25 protein-coding genes are annotated in these 25626 nt (G+C 70.0%); 9 read left to right on the forward strand and 16 right to left on the reverse strand.

Annotated elements, in window-relative coordinates:
- Positions 1–32 precede the first annotated feature (32 nt).
- The gene (tsaD, locus tag IEY70_RS03810; protein WP_189063674.1) at positions 33–1058 is read left to right on the forward strand and encodes a tRNA (adenosine(37)-N6)-threonylcarbamoyltransferase complex transferase subunit TsaD; all 1026 of its coding nucleotides are present in this window, start codon (positions 33–35) and stop codon (positions 1056–1058) included.
- 219 nt (positions 1059–1277) lie between these two features.
- Here the strand turns inward: tsaD and IEY70_RS03815 are convergent, their stop codons facing one another.
- Positions 1278–2990 carry a long-chain-fatty-acid--CoA ligase gene (locus tag IEY70_RS03815; protein ID WP_189063675.1) on the reverse strand — a complete coding sequence of 571 codons (1713 nt, stop codon included), beginning with the start codon at positions 2988–2990 and terminating at the stop codon, positions 1278–1280.
- Between the two features lie 378 nt (positions 2991–3368).
- On the opposite strand from IEY70_RS03815, the gene IEY70_RS03820 reads away from it, so the two are divergent.
- The 4 genes from IEY70_RS03820 to IEY70_RS03835 all read left to right on the forward strand — a co-directional run bounded on the left by IEY70_RS03820 (position 3369) and on the right by IEY70_RS03835 (position 5137).
- A complete protein-coding gene (locus tag IEY70_RS03820) occupies positions 3369–3944 on the forward strand; it encodes a nucleoside deaminase (protein ID WP_189063676.1) in 576 nt (191 codons plus the stop codon).
- Positions 3945–4030: 86 nt separating this feature from the next.
- The gene (locus IEY70_RS03825) at positions 4031–4552 is read left to right on the forward strand and encodes a DUF1999 domain-containing protein (protein WP_189063677.1); all 522 of its coding nucleotides are present in this window, start codon (positions 4031–4033) and stop codon (positions 4550–4552) included.
- Positions 4552–4776: a heavy-metal-associated domain-containing protein gene (locus IEY70_RS03830; RefSeq protein ID WP_189063678.1), complete on the forward strand. Its 225-nt coding sequence runs from the start codon at positions 4552–4554 to the stop codon at positions 4774–4776. Before IEY70_RS03825 ends, IEY70_RS03830 begins: the two co-directional genes overlap by 1 nt.
- A gap of 1 nt (position 4777) precedes the next feature.
- The gene (locus IEY70_RS03835; protein ID WP_189063679.1) at positions 4778–5137 is read left to right on the forward strand and encodes a DUF503 domain-containing protein; all 360 of its coding nucleotides are present in this window, start codon (positions 4778–4780) and stop codon (positions 5135–5137) included.
- 223 nt (positions 5138–5360) lie between these two features.
- On the opposite strand, the gene lepB is transcribed toward IEY70_RS03835, so the two are convergent.
- Together lepB and IEY70_RS03845 are read right to left on the reverse strand one after the other, a co-directional pair.
- Entirely contained in the window at positions 5361–6140 is a 780-nt protein-coding gene (gene lepB, locus IEY70_RS03840) for a signal peptidase I (protein WP_189063680.1), read from the reverse strand.
- Between the two features lie 122 nt (positions 6141–6262).
- Positions 6263–7069: a patatin-like phospholipase family protein gene (locus tag IEY70_RS03845; RefSeq protein WP_189063681.1), complete on the reverse strand. Its 807-nt coding sequence runs from the start codon at positions 7067–7069 to the stop codon at positions 6263–6265.
- Between the two features lie 160 nt (positions 7070–7229).
- On the opposite strand from IEY70_RS03845, the gene IEY70_RS03850 reads away from it, so the two are divergent.
- Entirely contained in the window at positions 7230–7982 is a 753-nt protein-coding gene (locus tag IEY70_RS03850; protein WP_189063682.1) for a serine/threonine-protein kinase, read from the forward strand.
- A gap of 100 nt (positions 7983–8082) precedes the next feature.
- Here IEY70_RS03850 and IEY70_RS03855 read toward each other — a convergent pair whose 3' ends face one another.
- The 8 genes from IEY70_RS03855 to IEY70_RS03890 all read right to left on the reverse strand — a co-directional run bounded on the left by IEY70_RS03855 (position 8083) and on the right by IEY70_RS03890 (position 16203).
- Entirely contained in the window at positions 8083–9678 is a 1596-nt protein-coding gene (locus IEY70_RS03855) for an alpha-amylase family glycosyl hydrolase (RefSeq protein WP_189063683.1), read from the reverse strand.
- 76 nt (positions 9679–9754) lie between these two features.
- A complete protein-coding gene (locus IEY70_RS03860) occupies positions 9755–10897 on the reverse strand; it encodes an LCP family protein (protein ID WP_189063684.1) in 1143 nt (380 codons plus the stop codon).
- A 73-nt stretch (positions 10898–10970) separates the two neighbouring features.
- On the reverse strand, positions 10971–11540 hold the full coding sequence (locus IEY70_RS03865) for a GNAT family N-acetyltransferase (protein ID WP_189063685.1): 570 nt from the start codon (positions 11538–11540) through the stop codon (positions 10971–10973).
- Positions 11541–11638: 98 nt separating this feature from the next.
- Positions 11639–12115 carry a hypothetical protein gene (locus IEY70_RS03870; protein WP_189063686.1) on the reverse strand — a complete coding sequence of 159 codons (477 nt, stop codon included), beginning with the start codon at positions 12113–12115 and terminating at the stop codon, positions 11639–11641.
- Positions 12116–12501: 386 nt separating this feature from the next.
- Positions 12502–14742 (reverse strand): AAA family ATPase, encoded by a 2241-nt coding sequence (locus tag IEY70_RS03875; RefSeq protein WP_189063687.1) that lies wholly within the window; start codon positions 14740–14742, stop codon positions 12502–12504.
- Complete coding sequence (gene clpS, locus IEY70_RS03880; RefSeq protein WP_189063688.1) at positions 14739–15056, reverse strand: ATP-dependent Clp protease adapter ClpS; 318 nt, start codon at positions 15054–15056, stop codon at positions 14739–14741. The genes IEY70_RS03875 and clpS overlap by 4 nt, the downstream gene beginning before the upstream one ends.
- Positions 15057–15178: 122 nt before the next feature.
- On the reverse strand, positions 15179–15736 hold the full coding sequence (locus IEY70_RS03885; protein ID WP_189063689.1) for a desiccation-associated late embryogenesis abundant protein: 558 nt from the start codon (positions 15734–15736) through the stop codon (positions 15179–15181).
- 95 nt (positions 15737–15831) lie between these two features.
- The gene (locus tag IEY70_RS03890; protein ID WP_189063690.1) at positions 15832–16203 is read right to left on the reverse strand and encodes a hypothetical protein; all 372 of its coding nucleotides are present in this window, start codon (positions 16201–16203) and stop codon (positions 15832–15834) included.
- A 95-nt stretch (positions 16204–16298) separates the two neighbouring features.
- On the opposite strand from IEY70_RS03890, the gene IEY70_RS03895 reads away from it, so the two are divergent.
- Both IEY70_RS03895 and IEY70_RS03900 read left to right on the forward strand, forming a co-directional pair.
- On the forward strand, positions 16299–17273 hold the full coding sequence (locus tag IEY70_RS03895) for a DUF1517 domain-containing protein (RefSeq protein WP_189063691.1): 975 nt from the start codon (positions 16299–16301) through the stop codon (positions 17271–17273).
- A 92-nt stretch (positions 17274–17365) separates the two neighbouring features.
- Positions 17366–17692 carry an HNH endonuclease gene (locus IEY70_RS03900; protein WP_189063692.1) on the forward strand — a complete coding sequence of 109 codons (327 nt, stop codon included), beginning with the start codon at positions 17366–17368 and terminating at the stop codon, positions 17690–17692.
- Between the two features lie 58 nt (positions 17693–17750).
- Here the strand turns inward: IEY70_RS03900 and IEY70_RS03905 are convergent, their stop codons facing one another.
- Positions 17751–18497: a c-type cytochrome gene (locus IEY70_RS03905; RefSeq protein WP_189063693.1), complete on the reverse strand. Its 747-nt coding sequence runs from the start codon at positions 18495–18497 to the stop codon at positions 17751–17753.
- A gap of 144 nt (positions 18498–18641) precedes the next feature.
- Positions 18642–19469, reverse strand: coding sequence for a phosphatase PAP2 family protein (locus tag IEY70_RS03910; RefSeq protein WP_189063694.1), 828 nt, complete (start codon positions 19467–19469; stop codon positions 18642–18644).
- 102 nt (positions 19470–19571) lie between these two features.
- Here IEY70_RS03910 and IEY70_RS03915 point away from each other — a divergent pair, with 102 nt between their 5' ends.
- Positions 19572–21149 (forward strand): ABC transporter ATP-binding protein, encoded by a 1578-nt coding sequence (locus tag IEY70_RS03915; protein ID WP_189063695.1) that lies wholly within the window; start codon positions 19572–19574, stop codon positions 21147–21149.
- A 209-nt stretch (positions 21150–21358) separates the two neighbouring features.
- Here the strand turns inward: IEY70_RS03915 and IEY70_RS03920 are convergent, their stop codons facing one another.
- From IEY70_RS03920 to glgP, 3 genes are all read right to left on the reverse strand, one after another.
- Positions 21359–22273 (reverse strand): EamA family transporter, encoded by a 915-nt coding sequence (locus tag IEY70_RS03920; protein WP_373290743.1) that lies wholly within the window; start codon positions 22271–22273, stop codon positions 21359–21361.
- A 104-nt stretch (positions 22274–22377) separates the two neighbouring features.
- Positions 22378–22890, reverse strand: coding sequence for a carboxymuconolactone decarboxylase family protein (locus IEY70_RS03925; RefSeq protein ID WP_229777600.1), 513 nt, complete (start codon positions 22888–22890; stop codon positions 22378–22380).
- Between the two features lie 171 nt (positions 22891–23061).
- Positions 23062–25578, reverse strand: a complete 2517-nt coding sequence (gene glgP / locus IEY70_RS03930) for an alpha-glucan family phosphorylase (RefSeq protein ID WP_189063696.1) — start codon at positions 25576–25578, stop codon at positions 23062–23064.
- Positions 25579–25626: the final 48 nt, after the last annotated feature.

The raw sequence follows: 25626 nt of genomic DNA on the forward strand, positions 1-25626 counted from the left end.
CGCGTCTGGCGTGACTGCTACACTCCGTCCCGATGAGTGTTCCTGCCGCCGTCCTGCCGTCCGTTCCTGTCCGCATTCTGGGTATAGACACCTCGTGTGACGATACCGGCGTCGGCATCGTGGAACTCCTGCCGGACGGGCGCGTGAACCTGCTGGCGAACCGCGTGTGGTCGCAGACGGTGCACGCCCGTTACGGCGGGGTCATGCCGGAACTCGCCAGCCGCGAGCACGTGGAGCGTATCGACGAGGTCATGGGTGACGCGCTGCGCGAGGCGGGCCTGACCGTCACCGACATCGGCGCGGTGGCCGCCACGTCCGGCCCCGGACTGGTGGGCGCGCTGCTGGTCGGCCTGATGTACGGCAAGGGGCTGGCGCAGGCGCTGAACGTTCCGTTCCACGCGGTGCACCACCTGGAGGGGCACATCTTCGCGGCGGCCAGCGAGGCCGAACTGCGCGCCCCGTTCCTGGCGCTGGTCGTCAGCGGCGGGCACACGCACCTGTTCGACGTGCCGCGCGACGGCGAGTACGTGCTGGTCGGCGCGACCCTGGACGACGCGGCGGGCGAGGCCTTCGACAAGATCGCGCGGCTCTCGGGCCTGGGGTACCCCGGCGGTCCGGCCATCAGCGAGGCCGCCACGCGCGGCAACCCGGACGCCGTGCCGTTCAAGGAGCCGTTGCAGGGGCAGAAGACCTTCAACTTCAGTTTCAGCGGCCTGAAGACAGCAGCGCTGCTCGCCCACCGGGGCGGGGCCGCCCCCGAGGACCTCGCGGCCAGTTTCCAGCGGGCGGCCGTGAACGTCCTCGTGAAGACCACGTCCCGCGCCGCGCACGCCCACGCCCGCAGGACCGTCGTGGTGTCCGGCGGTGTCGCCGCGAACACCGCGCTGCGTGAGGCCTTCAGGGCCACCGACCTGAACGTCGTATTCCCCGGCCGGGGCCTGAACACCGACAACGGCGCCATGATCGCCCTGGCCGGGGCCGCCGCCATCCGCGCCGGACGCCCCGCCAGCCCACTGGACGGCGGCGCCACCGCCTACGCACCCCTGGCAAACGCGTAATACGGATTCCGTTTATTTCGTTAACAGATCGGAACACCACCGATCTGTTAACTCCACGTCCGGAGGGGCGCTTCGACTCCTACTCGCTCTGCTCGGACCCAGCGGCTTTATAAGCCATTCAATCGGAGTCCGTATAACTGGGGAGTGGCAACAGGTAGAAGCGGGGCGTGACCGTCGAACCGGTACGCCCCGCTTCTGTGTTGCCCCGCTGCTCCCGGGTCAGGCGCTCTTGGCTTTCTGGGCGTCGCGGGCTTCCTGGGCCAGCTGGCGGCGCAGGATTTTCATGGCGGCCGTCTTGGGCAGTTCGTCGCGGAATTCGACGCTGCGGGGCACCTTGTAGGCGCTGAGCAGGCCCTTGCAGTGCGCGATGATCTCGGCCTCGGTGGCGTTCGCGCCGGGTTTCAGGGCCACGACGGCGTGCACGCTCTCGCCGCGGTAGGTGTCGGGCAGGCCCACGGCCGCCGCTTCCAGCACGGCGGGGTGGCTCATCAGGGCTTCCTCGACCTCGCGCGGGTAGATGTTGTACCCCCCGGCGATGATCAGGTCCTTCTTGCGGTCCACGATCCGGAAGTACCCGTCGGCGTCCATGGTGGCCATGTCGCCGGTCATCAGCCAGGTGCGGCCGTGTGCCTCGCGCAGGGTCTTGGCGGTCTCGTCGGGGCGCTGCCAGTAGCCTTTCATGATCATGGGTCCGGCGATCCACAGTTCGCCGACCTCGCCGGGCGCGACGATCTGCCCGTCGTCGTTCACGACGATGGAGTCCACGCCGGGGAACGGCACGCCGATGCTGCCTTCACGCTGCTCGCCGAAGATGGGGTTGGTGTGCGTGCAGGGGCTCGCCTCGGTCAGGCCGTAGCCCTCGACGAGGTTCGCGCCGCCCGTGATCTCCCTGAAACGGCGGGACGTTTCGAGCAGCAGGGGCGCGCTGCCGCTGATGCACGCGCGGATGCTGGTCAGGTCGTGCTTGGGCGTGTCCGGGTGGTTGTTGATGGCGTTGTACAGCGTGGGCACGCCGGGGAACAGCGTGGCGCCGGACGACGTGATCTGCGACAGGACCATCTTGATGTCGCGCGGGTTGGGCACGAGGGCCAGGGTCGCGCCGGTCAGGACGCTGAGGTTCATGGCGACCGTCATGCCGTACACGTGGAAGAACGGAATGGCGGCCAGCGTGACCTCCTGCCCGTCGCGCAGGTCACTCATCCACATGCGGGCCTGCTCGCAGTTCGACACGAGGTTCCCGTGGGTCAGCATCGCGCCCTTGGGTACGCCGGTGGTGCCGCCCGTGTACTGCAGCAGGGCCACGTCGTCGGGGCTGATGCTCACGCTGGGCGCGGCGGCCGCGACCTGGGAGGCCAGCACCTTCGGGTAGGACAGCACGCGCTCGTCGAACGGGACCTTCACCCAGGTGCCCTCGCGGCGGGCCTTGATGGGATACAGCAGGTTCTTCGGGAACGGCAGGGCGTCCTGCACGCCGGTCACCAGGGTCCGCTTGACCGGCACGCGGGCGCGGATCTCCTCGTAACGGGGGTAGAAGGTGTCCAGGATGACCAGCGTTTCGCTGCCGCTGTCGTTCAGCTGGTGTTCCAGTTCGGACGGGGTGTACATGGGGCTGGTGTTCACGGCGACCGCCCCGGCCAGCAGCGTGCCGTAGAAGCTGGTCACGAACTGCGGGGTGTTGGGCAGCATGATGGACACGCGGTCGCCGGGGCGCACGCCCACCTTGTGCAGCGCGGCTGCGAAGCGCTGGGCGTCCCTGTACAGCTGGCCGTAGGTGGTGTTCGCGCCGATGAAGGACATGGCCACGCGGTCCGGGTACTTCTCGGCGGTGCGGCGCAGCAGGTCCGGGAGGGTCAGGCCGCTGGGCGTGAAGGTGTGCGGCACGCCGGGTTCGTAGCTGCTGAGCCAGGGTCGGGTGGGGGTTGGGTGGGTCATGGCACTCCTGCGGGAGGGGGGCGCCCCGCCATCAGCTGAGGTCTGAGGGACGTGGGGAGGAGGTGAAACCTGTCCCGACGTGGCTGGAGGGTGCCCAGCACGTGACCCCGGCGGGTCCGGATCGGGAAAGATCAATACGAAGTTGAACTCAGTATAAGCAAATTTGGTGGCGCTTCAACAACTGACCCCCCACGAACAGCGGGGGGGAAGGGGGGGAGGCTCCACCCCTCGCCCTCCACACTGGCCCCTTCATTCCGCCCCCGTGCGGGCCTGAACGCGACCTTCAAGCACACGACCTTCAACCACGCAACCTTCACGCAACCCCGACAATCCCGCCGAAGCTACGGAATTCCGCCCCCACCCCGTCAGACTGCCGCCATGTCTGCCCCCGACCGCCCTGCCCCTGACGCCGCTGCACCCGACTCCGCTGCCCCGGACCACCGCCGCTGGCTGCAACTCACCCTCGACCTGGCCCGCGAGGCCCAGCAGGCCGGCAGCGCACCCGTCGGGGCCGTGCTGGTCGATGCCAGCGGCCACGAGGTCGCGCGCGGCCGCAACCGCGTGGGCGAGGCGCAGACGCCCGAACACGTCGGGAAGGCCAGCGTCGCGCACGCCGAGATGGACCTGTACTTCAGCGTGGGCAAACTGGAAAACCCGCAGAGCCTGACGCTGTACACCAGCCTGGAACCCTGCCTGATGTGCGGCGGCGCCAGCGCCCTGCTCGGCGTGGGCCGCGTCGTGTGGGTCACGGACGACCCCTGGGGCGGCTCGGGCCGCCTGATCGCCTGGGCCGACCACCCCGCCATGCAGGACACCGAGGTCCTGCCCACCCCCGACCCCGACCTGGAACGCCAGGGCGCGCTGCTGTTCGCCCCGGAAGCCCGGCGCGCCTTCCCCGACGAGGGCTGGGCGCTGTGGCGCAAGCGCTACCCCACCGAGACAGCGGACCTGTAAAGCCGCCCGTTGTTCCCCGCGCGGTTCCACCCGCCCCTGCGCGCCGCTTCACGGTCCGCACGCCCGGCATGCACTAGCCTTGCCGCATGCGCTACCGCACCTTCACCGAGGCCGACTACCCGGCCATGCAGGCCCTGGACCTGACCCTGCAACGCCAGGACCCCGCCTTCGACAGCCTGCCCGAACGGGAACGCGACGGCCGCCTGCACACCAGCCAGCCCGCCCTGAAATTCTACGAGCGCAGCGAACATTCCTTCGTGGCCGAGGAAGGCGACACCCTGATGGGCTTCATCCTGGCCCAGCCGGTCTGGCAGGGTGACCGCCCGCTGGTGCTCGTGCGGACCGTCAGCGTGCGGCCCGGCGCGCCCGCCGAAACCAGCACGGGCCTGCTGCACGCCGCCGTGAAAAGCGCCTACGACACCGCCGTGTACGAGGTCCACTTCACGCTGACCCCCGACCTGATGGACGCCGCCACCAGCGAGAGTGCCGTCGTGACCGGCCAGAGCGCCGTGTGCCACCTGGGCACCCGCGCCGACACCGCGCCCGGCACCCGCCTGCGCAGCGTGCCAGCAAACCCCGCGCCCGGCACGCCGGAGCAGGGCGCATAATGACAGGCATGACCTCCAACGCCACCCGCGTACTGCTGGGCGTGCGCGGCATGACCCGCGACGCCGGAACCTCCGTTGCCGCCGCCCTGACCGCCCTGCCCGGCGTCAGCCGCGCCACGCCCGACGAGGGCCAGATCGAAGTGCATTACGACCCCTCGCAACTGACGGTCATGGACCTCGTGCGCACCGTGCGCTCGCAGGGCTTCCTGGCCGGCATGCTCTAGCGTGGCCCTGGGGTACGTGGGTGTCCTGACCATCCGGGTCGAGATGCCCTGGGTCGCCAGCCTCAAAGAGAAACGCGCCCTGATCCGCCCGGTCGTGGAACGCCTGAAAGTCCGCTTTCCGCTGACCGTCGCCCGCCTGGACGGCCTGGACGCCCACGACTGGGAAGTGATCGGCGTGGCGACCATCAGCAACGACTACGGCTGGGTCGAGGAAACACTGCGCATGGCTGCCGACTACATTGCCAAGGAAGGCCCCTACCGCGTGACCGACGAACGCACCGAGATCACCGCGCTGGGCGACGACACCGACGAGGACCCGGACGGTGATCTGGACGGTGAACCCGACGACGCCCTGACCTGACCACCCGCACACAGCACCACACAGCCGCGCCCCCTGAACCGATGCTGGTCAGGGGGCGCGGCTGTGTGTGGGAAAGGGTCGGGGGGTTATACGGACTCCGATTGAATAGGCTGCAAAGCCCGTTCAATTCGAGCAGAGCGAGTGGGAGAAAAACGGGTTCCGGACGTGGAGTTGGCAGGGGCGGTGCTGTTCCGGGTTGTTAACGAAACAGACGGAATCCGTATTACTTGCCCAGTTCGGTCTTCAGGGTGGTGAAGGCGGGCGGCGTGCTCAGCAGACGCCAGTTCAGGACGTTCTCACCGCTGAGTTCCGCCACGGTCCCGGCGTTGCAGTCGTACTTCACGTTCGCCTTGCGCATGATGGGCCATACGACGGCGGCGGCGCGTCCGGCCACGTCGCGGCGGGCGACCGCCCCGAACATGCGGGAGTCTTCCGAGCCGTTCGCGGTGCGGTTGTCACCCATCACGAAGTACGACCCTTCGGGCACCGTGAACTCGGCCGTGTCGGGCAGCACGCCGCCCCGGCTGGACGTGGCGTTGTTCGCCAGTTCGCTCTGGGTGTCCCAGCAGCCCTGCTCCTGCCAGTACGCGGTCGTCCAGCTGGAATCCAGCTTCACGCCGTTCACGGTGACCTCGCCGCCGCTGACGGTGATCCGGTCGCCGGGCAGACCGATCAGGCGTTTGATCAGGAAAGGGCGGTAGTTCCACAGGCCGAACGCGCTCTTGTTCAGGTTGGGAATCTGCCGGGTCGCCTCGACGGGCGGTTTGAAGATCAGGATGTCCCCGCGTTTGAATTCGCCCACGCCGGCCTTGTGCAGCCACGTTTCGTACTTGGGAACGAACACGCGTTCCCGGTCGCGCAGGTTCGGCATCATGCTCACGCCGTCCACGCCGACCAGCGTCGCCACGAACTGCGTGATGACGACTGCGAACACGATCGGTTCCAGCAGTTCCTTCCACAGTTTCTGAAGGGCGGACGGTGCAGGTTTGTCAGGTCTGGTCATGCACCGGGCAGAATACCGGATGAAGCCGGGCCGCATGGCCCCTGCCCGTCCCGCCGCAGTCCCCCGGGGCCTGTGCGGGCAGCGCAGTTCAGTCGCAAGTGCAGTTCAGTCGAATGTGCAGTTCAGCCGAACAGGGCGCTCAGGCGCGGCAGTTCCGCCAGCGCCGCGTCCCGCCCGGCGCGGATGGCCTGCGCGGAACGGTTGAAACTGACCAGGTCGATGTCACCCAGGTGCGGGCGCAGCAGCACGTCCGGACGGTACAGGCTCACGCGGGCGTCCGTCAGTTGCGCCTGCATGATCTCCACCGAGCGGCGCAGCGCCCGCACCGGCCCCAGGCTCGCCTCGCGTTTCCAGAGCAGCACGCGCCGTTCGTGCAGTTCCAGCGGGTCGGGCGCGGTCACGTCGACGGCCAGTACGCGCCGCGCGCCCAGGAACAGCGCGGCGTCCACCGGCACCTGGTTCAGGATGCCGCCGTCCGAGAGCAGCATGTCGTCGACCGCCACGGGCTCGATCGCGCCGGGGTACGCGGTCGTGGCGCGCAGCGCCTCGTGCAGGTTCCCGCGTGTCAGGTACACGGCGCGGCCCGAGAGCATGTCGGTCGCGGTGATCGCCAGTGGCAGCCGCAGTTCCTCGAAGGTGGGCGGCAGGTGCTGCGCGAGCCACGCGCTCAGGCTGGACGTGCGGATCAGGCCGGGGCCGGGCCGCAGGTCCAGCAGGCGCCGCCACGACACCGATTCCGAGATGCGGATCAGTTCCGGGCCGCTGTACCCGGCCGCGATGAACGCCCCGACCAGGCCGCCCATGCTGGTCCCGGCAATCACGCCGGGCGGCAGGCCGTGTTCCTCGAGGACCTGCCACGCTCCCACGTGCGCCAGTCCGCGTGCGCCGCCGCCGCCCAGTACCAGTCCGTACCCTCCCCGTCCGCTCATGCGGGCATTCTACGGCCCGCCACGCACGTTGGACCGGGTTCAGGTTCAGTGCCTCGAGTGCGGCCAGCCGCTGCTTTACCGGGTGTGCGCGCGCCGTTGCGTGCGCGGCGCACGCAGTTGGGGCTACCCCTGACCCGCCGGGCGCGGTAGTTTGAGCAGGATGCCTCTTGCAGGACAGATCGTGGGCGACGGAGTGAGACTCATCCGTCCCGTCGGTCGCGGCTCCCACAGCCTGGTGTACTTCGCCGTGGCCCGTGACGGTCAGCCCTGCGCCGTCAAGATCTTTCCCGCGCACCTGAGCGGCTACGCCGACCGCGAGTACCAGCACGCGCATGACCTGCACCACCCCCGGCTGGTGCGGGTGCTGCACCGCGCCGTCGTGGACGACCAGCCCGCCCTGGTCGGCACGCTGGCGCGCGGCGAGGTGATGTTCGCGCGGTTCACGCAGCGGCCCGCCGCAACCACCGAACGCCGCGCGTTCCTGCTGACCATCGTGCACCTGCTCGACGCGCTGGCGTACCTGCACGGGCGCGGGCTGGTGCACCGTGACATCAAACCCGAGAACATCATGGTCGACGAGGACGGCAGCGCCAAACTCGTGGATTTCGACCTGTCCGGCCCGGCCTTCGAGACCTTCGACACGCCCGTCCGCATGGGCACCGCCGCCTTCCAGAGTCCGGAAGCGGCGCGCGGCGAACCGCTCGGGCCGGAAAGCGACCTGTACGGCGTGGGCGTCCTGCTCGGCTGGGGCATCTACGGGGCGTTGCCTGACCCGGACGAACCTCACGCCCCGAGCGGCGACCCGCTGGGGTCCCTGCACGCCAGCCTGACCCGCCCCCACCGTGCCGAGCGGCCCAACGACGCGGGCCGCGTCCGGCAGGAACTGCTGCGGCTGGCGCAACTGCCGTACTGAACGCCGGGAGCGGGACGGGCGCTGGTTGCTTGCCCGTCCCGCTCCCGTCCCGCTCCCGTCCCGCTCCCGTCCCGCTCCCGTCCCGCTCCCGTGCCCTCCCTCAGCGCAGGATGCGGGCCTCGTTCGGGCGCAGGGCCGCGCCACTCGTGGGCTGGTCGCCCACGCTGCTCAGCAGGGTCTCGCCGCGCGCCAGGGCGCCGAGGTCGTGGGTCTGCTCACCGAAGTTCAGCAGGACGGTCAGGGTCTCGCCGTGCCCCTCACGCATGAAGGCGAACACGCCCTCCGGGGCGTCCACGCTGCGGTACGTGCCGCCGATCAGCGCGGGGTGTTCCTGGCGCAGGCGGGTCAGGGCGCGGAAGTAGTTCAGGTCGCTGGCCGGGTCGCCCTCCTGCGCGGCGACGTTCAGGGTGGCGAAGTCGTCGGCGATGGGCAGCCAGGGGGTCGTGCCGTCGGCGCTGAAGCCCGCGTTCACGCCAGCGTCCCACTGCATGGGGGTGCGTTCCGGGTCGCGGCCCGCCTCGGGGCTGTCGGGCTGTTGCAGCGCGGCCGGATCCACGATGCGGCCCTCGGGAATCTCGACGTCGTGCATGCCGATCTCGTCGCCGTAGTACACGGTGGGCGTGCCGCGCAGCGTCAGCAGCAGGGTCTGAGCCACGCGGTACTGCGCGTCGCCCACGCGGCTGCGGAAGCGGTGCTGGTCGTGGTTGCCCAGCACCCAGTTCGGCCACGCGCCCGCCGCGAGGCACGCCGCGTCGTACCCGTCCGCGAACTGCCGCACCCCGGCCGCGTTCCAGGGCAGCAGGATCAGGTGGAAGTTGAACGGCAGGTGCACCATGGGCGCGTCCTGGGTGCCCGAGTACGGCAGGAGCTGCTCGACCGGCAGGTAGATCTCGCCGACCATCATGCGGTCATCGAACTCGTCCAGCACGGCTCGCATCTCGCGGATGTACTCGTGCGTCTCGGGCTGGTCCTGCGTGTACGGGTGCAGGAGGCTCCAGTGTTCGGGCTGTCCGGGCTGCCAGTCGGGGTTCTCGGGTTCGTCCAGGTAGCGGTCGTCCTCGGCCAGCAGCCAGATGACGTCCACGCGGAAGCCGTCCACGCCGCAGCGCATCCAGAAGCGCAGCGCGTCGAACATCGCCTGCCGCACGTCGGGGTTGCGCCAGTTCAGGTCCGGCTGGCTGGGCAGGAACTGATGCAGGTAGTACTGCCCGCTGGCCTCGTCCAGCGTCCAGGCGGGGCCGCCGAAGAAGGACTTCCAGTTGTTCGGCACGCCGCCGCCCTCGGCGGGGTCGCGCCACACGTACCAGTCGCGTTTCGCGCTTGCCTTGCCGGTCAGCGCCTCCTGGAACCAGGCGTGGTCACTGGAGGAGTGGTTGGGTACGTAGTCCAGCATGACCTTCAGGCCCAGGCGGTGCGCCTCGGCGACGAAGGCGTCGAAGTCCTCCAGCGTTCCGAACAGCGGGTCGATGTCGCAGTAGTCGGCCACGTCGTACCCGAAGTCCCGCATGGGGCTCCTGAAGATGGGGGAGAGCCACACGGCCCGCACGCCCAGGCTGGCCACGTACGGCAGGCGGCGGGTGATGCCGCGCAGGTCGCCCACGCCGTCGCCGCTGTCGTCCTGGTAGGAACGCGGGTAGATCTGGTAGATGATGCCGCTCTGCCACCACTTCAGTTCGCCGGTCAGGGAGGAGGTCATACCCAGCACAGTACGATCTGAATCGTTTCAGATCAAGGGGGGCGCCGCCCCTCCCGCCGCCCACTCCCGACTGCGCTCAGGGTGCGGGCGTATCCGACCCCAGCCGCACGGTCACGTCCGCGCCGGACACGCCGGGCGTATCGACCACCGACCCGTGCCCCACGTCACGCAGCACCCGCGCCGCCGCCGCGCCCGTCACGGTGGTGGGCGCCGGCCCGCGCGGCTCGCTGGCAATCCACACGTTCGAGTACCCCAGGCCCTCCAGTCGCGCCTTCAGACGGCCCGCCGCGCCGTCCGGGGCGTCGGTGTTCACGACCGCCACGCCCAGGGCGCGCACGTCGTCCGGATCACGGAACTCCTTGCGGACCAGTGCGCTGAGTGCCGCCTGATTCACCTCCCACACGCTCGCCGCGCCCCGGTACCCGAAATCACCGGGCACGCTGAAGGTCCGCACCTGTGGCCCGCCCAGCGCCGCGCCGGTCAGGGCCGCCACCTGCGCGCGCGTCAGGTTGGTCTTCATGTTGCGGTCCACAGCACTCACCATCATCGGCAACCGCCACACGTTCAGCGGGTTACGCACCTGCGCGCCCAGCGCCGACACGAACTGCTGCTGCCGCGCGATCCGCCCGATATCACCCAGGTTGTCGTGCCGGAACCGCAGGAACCCGGCCGCCTGCTCGCCGTTCAGGCGCTGCCGCCCCGGCTTCAGGTCGATGTGCAGCTTCCCGGCGTTGTCGTCGTACTTCATGGCCTGCCCCACATCCACCGTCACGCCGCCCGCCGCCTCGGTCAGGGCCGGAATGGCGTTCAGGCTGACGAGCGCGTAGGCGTCCACGCTCACACCCGTCAGGGTCTGCACGGCCCGCACCAGCATGTCCGGGCCGCCGTGCACGTTCGCGGCGTTGATCTTGCCCCACCCGTACCCCGGCATGTTCACCCACGAGTCGCGCGGCACGCCCAGGATGTTCACCCGCCCGTCCGGCCACACCTGCGTGAGCATGATGGTGTCGGTGCGGGTCGTGTACGACTCGGCCTTGGCGGGCCAGGGCCACACGGCGGCGCTGTCGTCGTAATCCACGTCCACGCCCGCCAGCAGCACCGTCACCGGGCCGTCCGCCTTGCGCGGAATGGCCGCGTACCGCGAGAGAAACGGAGCGGCAGGGGCAACGACCGCTGCCAGACCCGCCGCCGCAACAAGAACCCACACAATCCGGCGCACGCCGCCGAGCATAGCGCCCGCACGCCACGCGCGGATCAACCGGACGGATGACGCGCCGCGCACGCAGCGCGGGTCACTGCGGCAGTGTCCAGACCATGTGCGTGTATGTCCCGCCCGCCAGGGACCGGGTGCCTGCCGCGCGGAAGCCCACGCGGGCGTACAGCGCAGCGGCCCGGTTCCCGTCCTCGACCAGCAGGCCCACGCGGCTCAGGCCCAGCGTGCGCGCCCGCGCCGCCGCCGCTTCCAGCAGTGTGGCCCCCACACCCTGCCCGCGCGCCGTCTCGGTCACGGCCAGCGTGTCCACGTACAGTTCGCCCGGCGTGCCCTCGGACTCCACGTGACCAGGAAGGCCCAGCGACACCAGCCGCTCGCGGAACGGATCGTCCAGCGCCGCCGCCTGTGCGCCGGGGTACGCCAGCAGCAGCCCCAGCGGTTCGGCGCCACGCGCGGCGATCAGCACGTGCTCGTAACTCAGGCGGTTGCCCCGCAGAGGAAAGAAGCCCAGCATGGCCCGCGCCGCCCCGGTATCCGAATCGGTCCCGGTCAGGGCCAGCCCCACCTGCCCGATGGTCTGCTGCACCAGCGGCACGGCGAACGCCGCGTCGAAGGCAGCGGCGGGGCGGATCACGACGGGTTCAGGCATGCCGGGCAGCATAGCGCCGGTCCCGCAGTCACGCCTCCCGCAACGCACAGAAAAGACCGGACCCCCGCAGGAGTCCGGCCGTTCACGATCCGGGTGGATCAGTTCAGGGTGATCTTGTTGGCCTTCAGGGTGCTGGCGGCCTCGTCGATCTCGCCCTCGACGGCAACGCTGGCGTCAGCGCGGTCCGCACCGAAGAACTCGTCGGCGGTGGTGGCGCCGCCCTCGAACACGGTGGCGTCGTCGATGGTGACGGCGTAGTTGGCGTCGTTCTCGTTCAGCGTGAAGGTCTTGGCGGTGCCGTCGAAGTCGGTCACGGTGCCTTCCAGGCCGTCGCCGACGGCCATGTCGACTTCCTCGCTCGTGTTGGCGTCGTCGTCGTTGGTCATGGTGCTGTCGACGCCGGGGTCGGCAGCGTTGTCCATGGCGCCCTCGCCTTCAGCGATGGGGTTGTCCACGCCGGGCTCGTTCGTCTCGGTGGAGACGGTGCTGTTGTCGGTCGTGGTGGTGGTTTCTTCCTTGGGAGCGCAGGAGGCGAGGAGGGCAGCGGTCAGCAGGGCCAGCAGGGTGGGTTTCATGCCCTCATCTTCACCGCTGCCCCCGCCCGTCAGATGAGGAGAACCGCAGGAAGTCTTTACGTCCAGCACGCCGAAAACAAACGCTGAAAGGTGAATTTTCCGTAAACATCCGGGCACGCACCTGCGCCGAACCGCGCCGGGAAGTGTGATATACGCACTCCGATTGAGAGGCTTCGCAGCCCATTCAATCCGGGTCCGTATCAGCACTGGTGCGGACACATTGCAAGCGCCAGAGGCGACACGCACGGAAAACGTCTTCTGTAACGCCATTCCTGCTCACCCCCTCCCAGCCTCCCCCCTCAAGGGGGAGGAGTAGACACGGCGTGTTCATCGCTGGTCTGCCTGAAGTTATGAACCTGTCCGCACCATTGATCAGTTGAACGTGATCAGGTGAACGTGAATTCGCCGTTCCGGACGCCCACCTTCACGCTTCCGCCGTCCTTCAGCCGCCCGAACAGCAGCTCGTCGGCCAGCGGACGCTTGAGGCGCGTCTCGATCACGCGGGCCAGCGGGCGCGCACCCATCGCCGGGTCGTACCCCAGTTCGGCCAGTCGCGCGCGGGCCGCCGCACTGACCGTGACCGTCACGCCCCGCCCGGCCAGTTGCGCCTGCAACTCCCGGATGAACTTGTCCACCACGCCGCCCATGACCGCCGCAGACAGCGGCGCGAAGTGCAGTACCGCGTCCAGGCGGTTACGGAACTCCGGCGTGAAGGTCCGTTTGACGGCCTCGGCCTCCTCGCCCGCGCGGCCCACCCGCCCGAAGCCCAGCGCGGGCCGTGACGCGTCGGCCGCCCCGGCGTTCGTGGTGAAGATCAGGATCAGGCCGCGTCCGTCCACCTTCTTGCCGGTGTGGTCGGTCAGGGTGCCGTGATCCATCAGTTGCAGGAAGACGTTGTACACGTCCGGGTGCGCCTTCTCGATCTCGTCGAGCAGCACCACCGCGTGCGGGTGCCGCGCCACGGCGTCCGTCAGCAGGCCCCCCTGATCGAAACCCACGTAGCCGGGCGGCGCTCCGATCAGCCGGGCGACCGTGTGCGCCTCCTGGTACTCGCTCATGTCGAAGCGCGCCAGGTGAATGCCCAGCCGGTCGGCCAGCGCGCGGGCCAGTTCGGTCTTGCCCACCCCGGTCGGCCCGGCGAACAGGAACGCCCCCTGCGGTTTCTGCGGGTCGCGCAGGCCCGCGCGGGCCAGTTTCACGGCGCTTGCCACGGCGTCCACGGCCGCGTCCTGCCCGAACACCCGCGCCCGCAGGTCCGCGCCCAGCGTCGCCAGTGACGTGACCTCCTCGGCCCGCACCGCGCCCAGCGGCACGCGCGCCATGCGGGCCACCGTGCCCTCGATGTCCGGCACGTCGATGGTGCCGCCCTTCCCCGTACTGCTGCGCGCCGCGCCGGACTCGTCGAGCACGTCGATGGCCTTGTCCGGCAGGAACCGGTCCCGCAGGTACCGCACCGAGAGCCCCACCGCCGCCTCCAGCGCGCCCGGCGTGAACGTCACCCCGTGATGCGCCTCGTAACGCCCGGACAGCCCCTGCACGATCTTCAGGGCGTCCTCCTCGGACGGCTCGGGCACCTCGACCGTCTGGAACCGCCGCCACAACGCCCGGTCCTTCTCCAGGAAGCGCAGCTCGGCCGGCGTGGTCGCGCCCAGCACCCGCAGGCCATGCCCGTGCGCGCTGCCGCGTGCCAGCGCGGGCTTGAGGAGGTTCGCGGCGTCCACGTTCCCGCCCTCGGTCGCCCCGGCCCCCACCAGCGTGTGCAGCTCGTCGATGAACAGCACCGCGTTCCGCCCGTCCAGCGCCGAGAGGACCGCCTTCAGCCGCGCCTCGAAATCGCCCCGGTAGCGTGTGCCCGCCAGCAGGGCCCCCAGGTCCAGCGCGAACACGCTGGCGCCCTTCAGGAAGCCCGGCGCCCGCCCGTCCGCGATCCGCTGCGCCAGCCCCTCGGCCAGCGCGGTCTTGCCCACGCCCGGCTCGCCGACCAGCACCGGGTTGTTCTTCCCGCGCCGCGCCAGAATGTGCACCGTGCGCTCCAGTTCCGCCTCGCGCCCGATCACCGGATCGAACTGCCCGGCCCGCGCCAGTGCCGTCAGGTCCGACGCGTACGCCTCCAGCGGGTCCACCTCCGGCGCCGCGCCCTCAGCGCCGTCCGGGGCCGCGCCGTCCACGCCCGCCACGCGCCGCTCCCGTTCACGGCCCGGCACCTTCGCCGCCCCGTGAGACACGAAATTCAGCACGTCCAGCCGCGACGCCCCCTGCGCCTCGATGGCCGCGCGCGCCGGACTGTCCTCCTCCTCCAGCAGCTCGACCAGCACCCGCGCGCCGTCCGCCTCCTGCCCGCCCTTCCCGCTGGCGTGCAGTTGCAGCACCGCGCCCTCCACGACCCGGTGAACGCCCAGCGTGAAATCCGGCTCGGCGTCCGGCACGGCGTCCAGCGCCGACAGCACAGACTGAAGATCGTCCCGCAACCGCTCCACGTCCACGCCCACGGCCAGCAGCGCCTCGCGGCCCTCCGGGTCGTGCGTCAGGGCCAGCAGCAGGTGCTCCAGCGTCACCAGCTCATGCCCCGCCTCCCGCGCGTAATCCGCCGCGCGGCCAATCGTCACCTGTAAGTGATCACTGATCATTCGCCCGCCTCCGGTTCGGCCACCACGCGCAGCGGGAATCCCTCGTGCCGCGCGGCCGCCATCACCTGCGCCACTTTCGTCTCGGCCACGTCCCGCGAGTACACGCCCGCCACGCCCTGCCCCTTGTGATGCACGGCCAGCATGATCAGCTCGGCCTCCTGTTCGGACTTGCGGAAGAAGCGGCGCAGCACCTCCACCACGAATTCCATCGGGGTGTAATCGTCGTTCAGCAGCAGTACCCGGAACAGGCGGGGCCGCTGCGTTCGCGTGCGCTCCAGCGTCTGGGTTCCAGAGTCAAGGTCCCGGCGTGTCATGCCGCCGAGTGTAGCGGCCCCGCGCCGCCCCTGCCGGAGCGGGCGTCACGGTCCAGCGGGGCAGATCGAGAGGCCGCGCCCCCTCCGGTGGGGGAGGGGGCGCGGCGCTGGCAGAAAATGGATCAGGATTTCTTGGCGTCGCGGGCAGCACCCTTGACGTCGTTGGCGGCCTTGGTGGCGTCGGCCTTCACCTCGGCGACCTTGGCCTGCGCGTCGGCCTTGACCTCGGCGGCCTTGTCGGCAGCGGCGTCCTTCGCGTCGGCAGCGGCGTCCCTGGCCTTGTCAGCCACGTCGGCGGCCTTGTCGCTGGCGGTCGCGGCGGTGTCCCTGGCGGCGTCGGCGGCTTTGCCGGAGGCGTCGGCCACGGCGCCTTTCACGTCACCGGCGACTTCCTTGACCTTGTCGGCGGCGGCCTGCGCGCCACCGGCGGCGGCGTCCTTGACCTCGCCTGCCTTGTCGGCAATCACGGCCCCGGCGTCCTTGGCGGCGTCCTTCGTCTTCTCCCAGCTCTTGGTGACGCTCTGGCCGACGTCCTGCGCGGCGTCCTTGAGGCCCAGGTCCGCCAGTTTGGCGTCCAGGGCGCGGCGGTTCTGCTCACGGCTGAAGTAGTAAGCGCCGGCGCCCACCAGGGCACCCAGGACCAGCAGACGTTTCACGGGAAAATGACGATCACTTTTCATGAGAGTCAGCCTACGCCCCGCTCATCTGTGCAGGATGAGCCACGATTCAGGGGCAGTTCACGCCCCCGCCGTTCCCCGCGCGGACCGCCGGGCGTTCAGAGCAGACCCAGGCGGCGCGCCAGTTCACGCCCCAGCACCCATTCCTCGGGTTCCTCGGTGTCCTCCACGCGCACCAGCACGCACTCGCGGCCCAGGTAGAACGCCACGATCTTCTCCCAGGCTTCATCCTCGGTGTCGGCCGTCTCCTCGATGTCCTCCAGGGTGCCCCACACGTCGCCGTCCACGTCGGCGCTGCGCAGCGCCTCGGCGTGCCCGCTGAGCACGTAGGCGTCCACGGCCTCGTCCCGGCGGTACGATTCGCCCTCCTGGCGCAGGTCCAGGCGTTCATCCCGTTCGAACAGGCTGTCCAGGAAGGCGTCCCACTGCCCGGCACTCAGGGTTATCACGTCGCGTCGCTCGTCACTCACGCGGGCAGTGTACCCGCCCCGCACACCCGCGCATGAAGCCCGCCCAAAGACCCGCCCCTGGAACGCCCCGCCGCGCCGACCCGTACACTGCACCCATGCAGCCCGCCCAACTCAGTCCCGGCGTCCGTCGCCCCCTCCTTCTGAGCGCCCTGCTGCTGACGCTGCTGGCCCTGACGGTTCTGCTGCTCACTCCTGCCCACGCGCAGTCCGGCGGGGGTTTCGGCGGTAGTTCCCGCAGCTCCGGTGGTTCCAGCAGCTCCGGAGGTGGGTACAGCGGCGGCAGCTCCAGCCGGGGCGGCGGGTACAGCGGCGGCGGCTATAGCGGAGGCGGGTACAGCGGCCCGATCATCATCAACGGCGGCGGCGGGTACGGGTACAGCAGCGGTGGCGGCGGCGGCCTGATCACCATGATCATCTTCGGCGTGGTGATCTTCGTGGTGATCAGCAGCATGCGCCGCAGCCTCGGCGGGGGCGGCAAGGGCCTCGCCGGGCTCAGCGGGACCGCGCAGGCCGTCAGCGTGCAACTGCTGCTGGCCGAGGGTGACGAGGTCAAACGCGCCCTGCAACGCGTCGCGCAGAACGGCGACCCCGACACCAACGCCGGACTGACCCGCATGATGCAGGAAGCCGCGCTGGTTGCGCTGCGCCACCCGGAACGCTGGGTGTACGGCAACGTGCAGCGCGCCCAGGGCTCCGCGAGCACCGCCGACAGTCAGGTGGGCGCCTGGGCCACCGAGGCCCGCGCCGCCTTCACCGAGCAGACCACCAGCAACTACCAGAACCGCGACCCCAACAGCGGCTACGCCCGCCGCGACGACTACACCTTCAAGCACGACGCCGCCGACCAGTACCTCGCCGTGACGCTGGCCGTCGCCGCACATACCCTGGCCGCCCTGCCGCCCGCCGGAGCCACCAACGCCGCCGAGGCCCGCGCCGCCCTGAGCGCCATCAGCGCCGTCGCGCCCGGCGACCTGATCCGCGCCGAGGTCGTCTGGAGCCCCGACGCCGAGGGTGAATTCCTCAGCGAGGACGAGGCCATCCAGAAGTACCCCAACCTGACCCGCCTGTAACGGCCTTCGACTAACGGCCTCCAACCCATCTGCCCGGCCAGACTGTTCAGCGTCAGACAGTCCGGCCCTCGCGTGCGCCCGTATCCTCACGCATGGCCCGCCGGTCCCCCGCACCCACCTGGCCCCCGCCACCCAGCCCCGCGCCCACCTGCGCCCTGTGCGGCCGGGCCGTGCCGAACCTGACCGAACACCACCTGCTGCCCCGCTCGCAGGGCCGCCGCCAGGGCGTGCGCGTGGCCGACCTGCCCACCACGCTGCTGTGCCGCCCCTGCCACAGTTTCCTGCACCGCACCTTCAGCAACGCCGAACTGGCCCGCGACTACCAGGACATCGGTGCGCTGCGCGCCCACCCGGACGTGCAGCGCTTCGTGCGCTGGCTCCGCACGCAACCCGCCAGCAAGGGCGTGCGGGTGCGCTGATACGGACTCCGGGAAGTGGCCCGCCTCTGCGGTGCAGGGCGGGCCATTCCCCGGTGCGTCACTTCAGGGTGGCGACGTACGCGGCGACGGCGTTCAGGTCGGCGTCGGTCATGGGCGCCAGGGCAATGTGCATGGCGTCCGGGTAGGGAATGCCGGTCACGGGACCGCTCTTGTAGGCCCGCAGTTGCTCCAGGACGGACGCGGCGGTGCGGCCCGTGATGGCGGGCACGCCCACGGCCTCGGCCCCTGCGCCGGTCTCGCCGTGGCAGACCGCGCAGGCGATCACGCCGCGCGCCGCCGCGCCCACCTGATACAGGGTCTCGCCGGTGGGGGCGGCTCCCGTCGCGGGCGGAGTCGCGGGTGGGGTGGTGGGCGGCGCGGGTTCCGTGGTCGGTGGGGGAGTCGCCGGGACGGGGGTGGGGGCCGGAGCGGCCGCCGGGGCGCTGCTGTCGCCGGAGTAGAAGGCCGCGATATCCACGATGTCCTGGTCGCTCAGGCGCGAGGCGACGTTCTGCATGGTGCCGTTCGGCCGGGTTTTCGCGCGGAACGCCAGGAGTGCGGTGCGGATCTGCGGGGCTGGCTGGCCCTTCAGGACCGGGGCGCGCCCGGTGGGGGCGTGGCAGCCGGCGCAGCCGCCGCTGAGGGTCTCGCCACGCGCGGCGCTGGGCGTCAGGGCCGCCAGGGCGCTGTCGGTGGTGGCCGGAGTGGTGGTCGGAGAGGTGGCCGTCTGCGCCAGGACCACCGGAGCGCCGAGGGCCAGCAGGCCGGGAAGAAGGAACCGTGAGAGCCGTTCGCGTGTCTGCATGTGCCTGACCTCCACTCTGAGAAGAACGCCGTGTGCCTGCCGAACCGATGATCCCGCAACTGAATTGCTTGTTGAAACGTGCAGATAGTGTACGCCTTCTCACGGTTCAGTGCAGCGCGAACCCGCCCCCGGGCGCACCCAGGGTCAGTGGACGACCCGTTCACCCGTCACGGCGGCCTGTGCCGGCCCCACGGGCAGCCAGCGGCGCAGCAGCAGCGGCACGCCCTCGGCCGCCACCAGCACCAGCAGCGCGTACCGCAGCGCCCGCACCAGCCCGACCTCCTTGATCCCGTCCGGCAGCGCCCCCAGCCCGAAGTACACCGCGAACACCACCACCAGCCCGGCCACCGCCACGATCAGGCGGCCGCTCACCGTCGTGGGCGGCGTGAAGCGCGGCTGCACGAACCAGAACCCGGCCGCCATGCCCAGCCCCGCTGCGAACTCGCGCGGCGTCCCGGCGGGCAGCAGCGCCGCCACGATCAACGCGCCCAGCGGCGGCGCCCAGCGCAGCGCGCCGCCCTGCGGGAAGGTCACGCGGGCCGCCACCAGCGCGAACAGCGCGCCCAGCGTCAGGCCCACGATCACGTCACTGGGGTAGTGCACGTTCAGGACCAGCCGCGACGCGGCAATCAGCACGATCAGCGCGGCGGCCGCCCAGGTCACCCACGGGCGGCGCAGTTGCAGCGCCACGCCGCCCCACAGGGTCGCGGCCATCTGCGAGTGCCCGCTCGGCAGGCCCGGCCCGCCCGCCGTGGCCCGCGCCGCCTCCGACGCGGCCGCCGGGTCGTTCGTGAACGGGCGCGGCAGGTTCAGGCCGTACTTCAGCGCGGCGTTCACCAGGTAACTCAGCGCGAACGCCGTGCCCAGGTTCCGGCCGCCGCGCGGACTGACCAGCCATGTGTACAGTGCGAGTGCCACGATAAAAACCTCGTCGCGTCCCAGGTTCGTGACGGCCAGCCAGAAAGATTCCATGATGCCCGTATTGTGACCCAACCCGCGCGCGGGGGTACACCCGGCCGGGCGGGTGGGGGCAGAGGATGCGCGGCCGCCTGTCTGGACAGTAAACTGAGGGGTATGACCGTTCCCACTGCCGACGTGCTGCGCGAGGTGCAGCACAACTCCCCGAACGCGCTGGAGTTGCGCGGCGTCACCAAACGATTCCCGCTGGTTCTCGCCAACGACAACATCTCCATGGAAGTCCGCTGGGGCAGCGTTCACGCCCTGTGCGGCGAGAACGGCGCCGGCAAGAGCACCCTGATGAAGATCGTGTACGGCATCCAGCCCCCCACCAGCGGGCAGATCGTCGTGGACGGCGAGAGCGTCGACCTGACCGACCCCAGCGAGGCCATCAAACGCGGCATCGGCATGGTCTTCCAGCACTTCATGCTCGTCGAGACGCTGACCGTCACCGAGAACGTCATCCTGGGCATGGAACCCACCCGTGGCGGCGCCATCGACTACGCCGGCGCCCGCAGGCGCGTGGCCGAACTGATCCGCCAGTTCAACTTCGACCTGAACCCCGACGCCATCGTCGGTGAGCTGCCCGTGGGTCTCCAGCAGAAGGTCGAGATTCTCAAGACCCTGTACCGCGGCGCGCGCATCCTGATCCTCGACGAACCCACCGCCGTCCTGACCCCCAGCGAAACCGACGAACTGTTCGACTTCCTGAAAAACCAGTACGCCGCCAGCGGCAACGCCGTGATCTTCATCAGCCACAAGCTGCACGAGGTGCTGCACATCAGTGACACCATCAGCGTCATCCGTGACGGCCGGATGATCGGCACCATCCCCGCCCAGGGCGCCACGACCGAACTCCTGGCCCGCATGATGGTGGGCCGCGACGTGAGCCTGAAAGTCAGCAAGGCCCCCGCCCAGCCCGGCGAGGTCGCCCTGAACGTCCAGAACGTCGTCGTGAAGGGCGAGCACGGCAACGCCGTGGACGGCGTGAGCTTCCAGGTACGCGCCGGGGAGATCGTGGGCATCGCGGGCGTCGAGGGCAACGGCCAGAGCGAACTGGTCGAGGCCATCACCGGCCTCCAGACGTACCAGGGGCAGATCACGTACCTCGGGAAGGTCGCGCGCGGCGTGCGGGAAGTCGAAGCGTCCGGCCTGTCACACGTGCCCGAGGACCGCAACGAACGCGGCCTGGTGCTCGACATGACCACCGCCGAGAACTACATCCTGGGCGAACACGACCGCGCCCCCTTCGCCGGACGCGGCGGCCTGCTGAACCGCGACGTGATCGAACAGAACGCCCGCGACCTCAGCGAGAAGTACGACGTGCGCCCCCGCTCCACCAGCCTCCAGGCCGGACGCTACTCGGGCGGCAACGCCCAGAAACTCATCGTGGCCCGCGAGATGCGCAAGGGCCCAAAAATCCTGGTCGCCAGCCAGCCCACGCGCGGCGTGGACATCGGCGCCATCGAATTCATTCACGCCCGCATCGTCGAGGCGCGCGACCAGGGCCTCGCCGTGCTGCTGATCAGCGCCGACCTGGGCGAGGTCATGAACCTCAGCGACCGCATCCTGGTCATGTACGAGGGCCGCGTCGTCGGTGAAGTCGACGCCGCCGGAGCCACCGAAACGCAACTGGGCCTCCTGATGACCGGCAGCGGCGAGGCCATCAACACCCAGGTCAGCTGGCAGGAGTAACAGGGTAGAAGGGGAGTGGGCAGTGGAACGGAGGCAGGCCGCCGGGCCACTGCCCACTCCCTGTTGCCCTCCTCATACGGGTTCCGTTTGTTTCGCCAACAATCCGGAACTTCACCGCCCCTGCCGGCTCCACGTCCGGAACCCGTTTTGCTCCCACTCGCTCCGCTCGGATCGAACGGGCTTTGCAGCCCATTCAATCGGAGTCCGTATCAGTTCACGGGGTCCGGTTCGCCGTGAGGGGCGGCCTTGCCGGTCAGGTTGATCCCGGCACTCGCCGCGATCACGCAGACCAGCGCCGCCCACTGCGCTGGCCCCAGGCGCTCGCCGAGGAACAGCAGGCCGCTGAGCGCCGCGATGGCCGGCTCGACGCTCATCATCACGCCGAAAATGCGGGCGGGAATGGCGCGCAGGGCACGCATCTCCAGCGTGTACGGCAGGGCGCTGGACAGCACCGCCACACCCAGGCCCAGCAGCAGCGTACCCGGAGCGAGCAGGCGCGTTCCCGCCTCGGCCACCCCGAATGGCAGTGTGATGAGTGCCGCGACGATCATGCCGCCCACCACGCCGGTCGTGCCGGGCACGCGCCGCCCGACCGCGCCGCCCGCCAGGATGTACAGCGCCCAGAACGCCCCGGCCAGCAGCGCCAGCCCGATACCTGCCGCAGGGACGGGCGCGTGCGCCCCGCCGGTCAGGAGTTCCCCCAGCGGCGAGATCAGCGCGATGCCCAGCGCGGCCAGCAGCACCCACGCCACGTCGATGGCGCGGCGCGACAGGATCAGTGACAGCGTGAGCGGCCCGATGAACTCCAGCGTGACGGCCAGCCCCAGCGGCAGGAACCGCAGCGCCTCGTAGAACGCGAGGTTCATCAGGCCCAGCGCCGCGCCGTACGGCACGATGGCCGCCCAGTCGGCCCGCGTCAGCTGCCGCAGTCGGGGGCGCAGCACCAGCGTCAGCAGCGCGGCGGCCAGCGTCACGCGCACCGTGGTCGTCCCGGCCGCGCCCAGCGTGGGGAACAGCGTCTTGGCGAACGCCGCGCCGCCCTGAATGCTCAGCATGGCCAGCAGCAGGGCCGGAATGGGCGGCAGGCCCGGTCGGAAACGGGCAGCGGGACGGGCAGCAGTCATGCCGGGCATTAGACCACCTGCCCGGCTGCGCTCCGGTGGCGGGCGCTAGAAGTCGCCCTGGGCGCGTCTGCACTGCCGGGACGCACACGCTGCCAGGACACGCGTCAGTCCTGCCCCGGCTCCGTCTGTCCCTGTTCAATCTGTTCCTGCGCGGCCTTCCGTTCGGCCAGCACGCGCCCGGCGATGTTGAAGCCGTTCAGTCCGGCAGGCACCCCGGCGTAGATGGCCACCTGATGCAGCACGTCGCTCAGGTCGCGTTCGCTGACGCCGCTGTTGGCGGTGGCGCGCACGTGCCCTTCCAGTTCACGGTCGCGGCCCAGCGCCGCCAGGATGCCCAGCGTGACCATGTGCCGCTCGCGGTCCGTCAGGCCGCCGCGCCCCCACACGGCCCCCCAGGCGTACTCGGTCAGGAACCGCTGGTAGTCCGCGCCGAAGGCCTCCGGGTCGCCCGCGAAGGCGCGGTCCACGAAGCCCTGCCCCATGATCTGCGCCCGCCGCTGCTTGCCGAGCTTCAGCATGTCACTGTCAGGCGTCTGGCTGCCAGGAGTCGGGCTGTCGAGAGTCTGGCCGCCGTGGCTCGGGGTGGGGTGTTCGCTGCCGTCTGTCTGGTCGCTCATGCCCCACGCTACCCGCTGGGGTGATGCTCCGGGTATGGCCGAGCTGTCACCCCGTGCAGGGCAGCAGGGCGCGGCGGCCGGGCACAACGGCACCCCCCCGCCGGACTGGGCGGGGGGGTCCGTGGCGCCGGGTCAGCGGCAGCTCAGCTTGGTCTGCTCAGGCCTACTTGCTCAGGCCCACTTGATCAGGCGGGCTTCCAGGTCGTTGCTCAGGCCGTCCACGACGGGCAGCATGCGCACGCCGACCGAGTACAGGCCGCTCTCGTTCAGGGGCACGTCGGCGCTGAAAGTGCCGTCGCCGCGGCTGGTCAGGGGCACGTGGGTCAGCTGGCCCGCGCGGTTCAGGACGGCTTCCACGCGCAGTTCGGTCAGGTTGATCCCGGCGGGGTTCACGGTGGCCGTGACGGGCACGGTCTGGCCGGGCTGGCTGGTGGCGGGCAGGGTCGCCTGGGCGCTGAGGGTGGTGTACGGCCACTGCTGGCGCACCCAGCCTTTCCAGCTGGCGATCTCGCGGGCGCGGGCGCTGTCGCTGGCGGCCAGTTGCGCGCCGCGCGCGGCGATGGGTACGTAGTACTTCTGCACGTAGTCGATCACCTGACGCTGCATCGAGAAGCGCGGGCTGCACGTCTCGATGGCGCGGCGGACGGTGTGCGCCCACGAGGCGTCCCCGGTGTCCTGCCCGTAGTAGCGGGGCACGATGTCGTTTTCCAGGATGTGGTACAGGCTGTAGGCGTCGGCGTCGTCCTGCACGTTCAGGTCGGCGTACTCGCGTTCCTCGCCGATGGGCCAGCCGTTGGTGGTGTCGTACCCTTCGCGCCACCAGCCGTCCAGCACGCTGAAGTTGGGGCTGCCGTTGAAGCTGGCCTTCATGCCGCTGGTCCCCGAGGCTTCCAGCGGGCGGCGGGGGTTGTTCAGCCAGATGTCCACGCCCTGCACGAGGTGACGGGCGACGTGCATGTCGTAGTTTTCCAGGATGACGATCTTGCCGCGGAACTCGGGTTCCTGCGAGACCTTGTAGATCTCCTGGATGAAGGCCTTGCCGGGGTTGTCGGCCGGGTGGGCCTTGCCGGCGAACACGAACTGCACCGGGCGGTCCGGGTGGTTCACGATGCGGCTGAGGCGTTCACGGTCACGGAACAGCAGTGTGGCGCGCTTGTAAGTCGCGAAGCGGCGCGCGAAGCCGATGGTCAGGGCGTTCTCGCTGAGCAGCGTGTCGGTGGCGGCCACGTCGGCGGCGCTGGCGCCGTTACGGACCTTCTGCTCGCGCATGCGGCCGCGCACGAAGGTGATCATGTCGCGTTTCATGACCAGCTGCACGCCACTGAGCTGCGCGTCCGTGAGGTTCTCGACGGCCTGCCACATCGCCTCGTCTTCCAGGCGTTCGGTCCAGTCGGCGGGCAGCACCGTGCCCAGCAGGTCGCGCATGGCCTGACTGGTAAAGGTCAGGTTGTGCGCGCCGTTCGTGACGTGCCCGATCGGGACTTCCTCGGTCTCGGCGCCGGGATACAGGAACTTCCACATGTCGCGGCTGACCTCGCCGTGCAATTCGGACACGCCGTTCGCGGCGCGGCTCATGTTCAGCGCGAACACCGTCATGGAGAACGTCGGGACCGGGTGACCGTCCCACATCTGCTCGTGTTCGGCCAGTGCGTACAGGTCGTCGCGGCTGGCGGCCAGCTGGGCGGGCCACGACCCGATGTAACGGTCCATCAGGTCGTAAGCGAACGCGTCGTTCCCGGCGGGGACGGGCGTGTGCGTGGTGAACAGCGTGGAGCTGGCCACGGTTTCCACGGCGGTCCGGAAGTCCAGGCCGGCCTCCACGTACTCGCGGGTGCGTTCCAGGCCCAGCAGCGCGGCGTGCCCCTCGTTCATGTGGTACACGTCGCCGGGGATGCCCAGCAGCCTCAGCGCGCGGATGCCGGCCACGCCCAGCAGCACGTACTGCTGCACGCGCAGTTCCTGGTTGCCGCCGTACAGGCGGGCGGTCAGTTTGCGGTCCTCGGGGCTGTTCTGCGGGACGTTGGTGTCCAGCAGCAGCACCCGGATGCGGCCCACGTTCAGGTTCCAGATGCGCGAGTGCACGGTGCGGTTCCCGATGACCACGCTCACGCGGGCTTCCTCGCCGCTCTGCGTCAGAGCGGGCGTGATGGGCAGGGTGGTCAGGTCGAGTTCGTCGTAGGTTTCGTTCTGCCAGCCGTCCTTGTCGAACAGCTGCGTGAAGTACCCCTGGTGGAACAGCATGCCGACCGCCGTGAAGGGAATCCCCAGGTCCGAGGCGCTCTTGCAGTGATCGCCCGCCAGCACGCCCAGGCCGCCCGAGTAGATGGGCAGCGACTCGTGGTACGCGTACTCCATGCTGAAGTAGGCGACGGGTTTCATGTCCGGCACGTTCCGGGCGGCCCAGGTGTCCTTCTTGCCCATGTAGGCGTCGAAGTCGGCCATGACCTGCGCGTAGCGTTTCAGGTACTCGGGGTCGGCCGCGACTTCTTTCAGGCGCGACTGCGGGACTTCCAGCAGGGTGCGTACCGGGTTGTGCTGGAAGCGCTCCCAAATACCGTAGTCCAGTTCCTGATACAGCGCCTGAGCGTGCGGAGTCCACGACCAGTACAGGTTGTACGCGAGTTCAGACAGCCTTGCGATGCTGTCGGGCAGCTGAGGCAGCACCGTGACCTTCCCAATGACGTTCATACCAGATGAGCTTACACCACACACTTCCCGCTCACCTAAAAGCGCCGC

This window comes from Deinococcus seoulensis (genome assembly GCF_014648115.1).
Lineage (GTDB): Bacteria > Deinococcota > Deinococci > Deinococcales > Deinococcaceae > Deinococcus > Deinococcus seoulensis.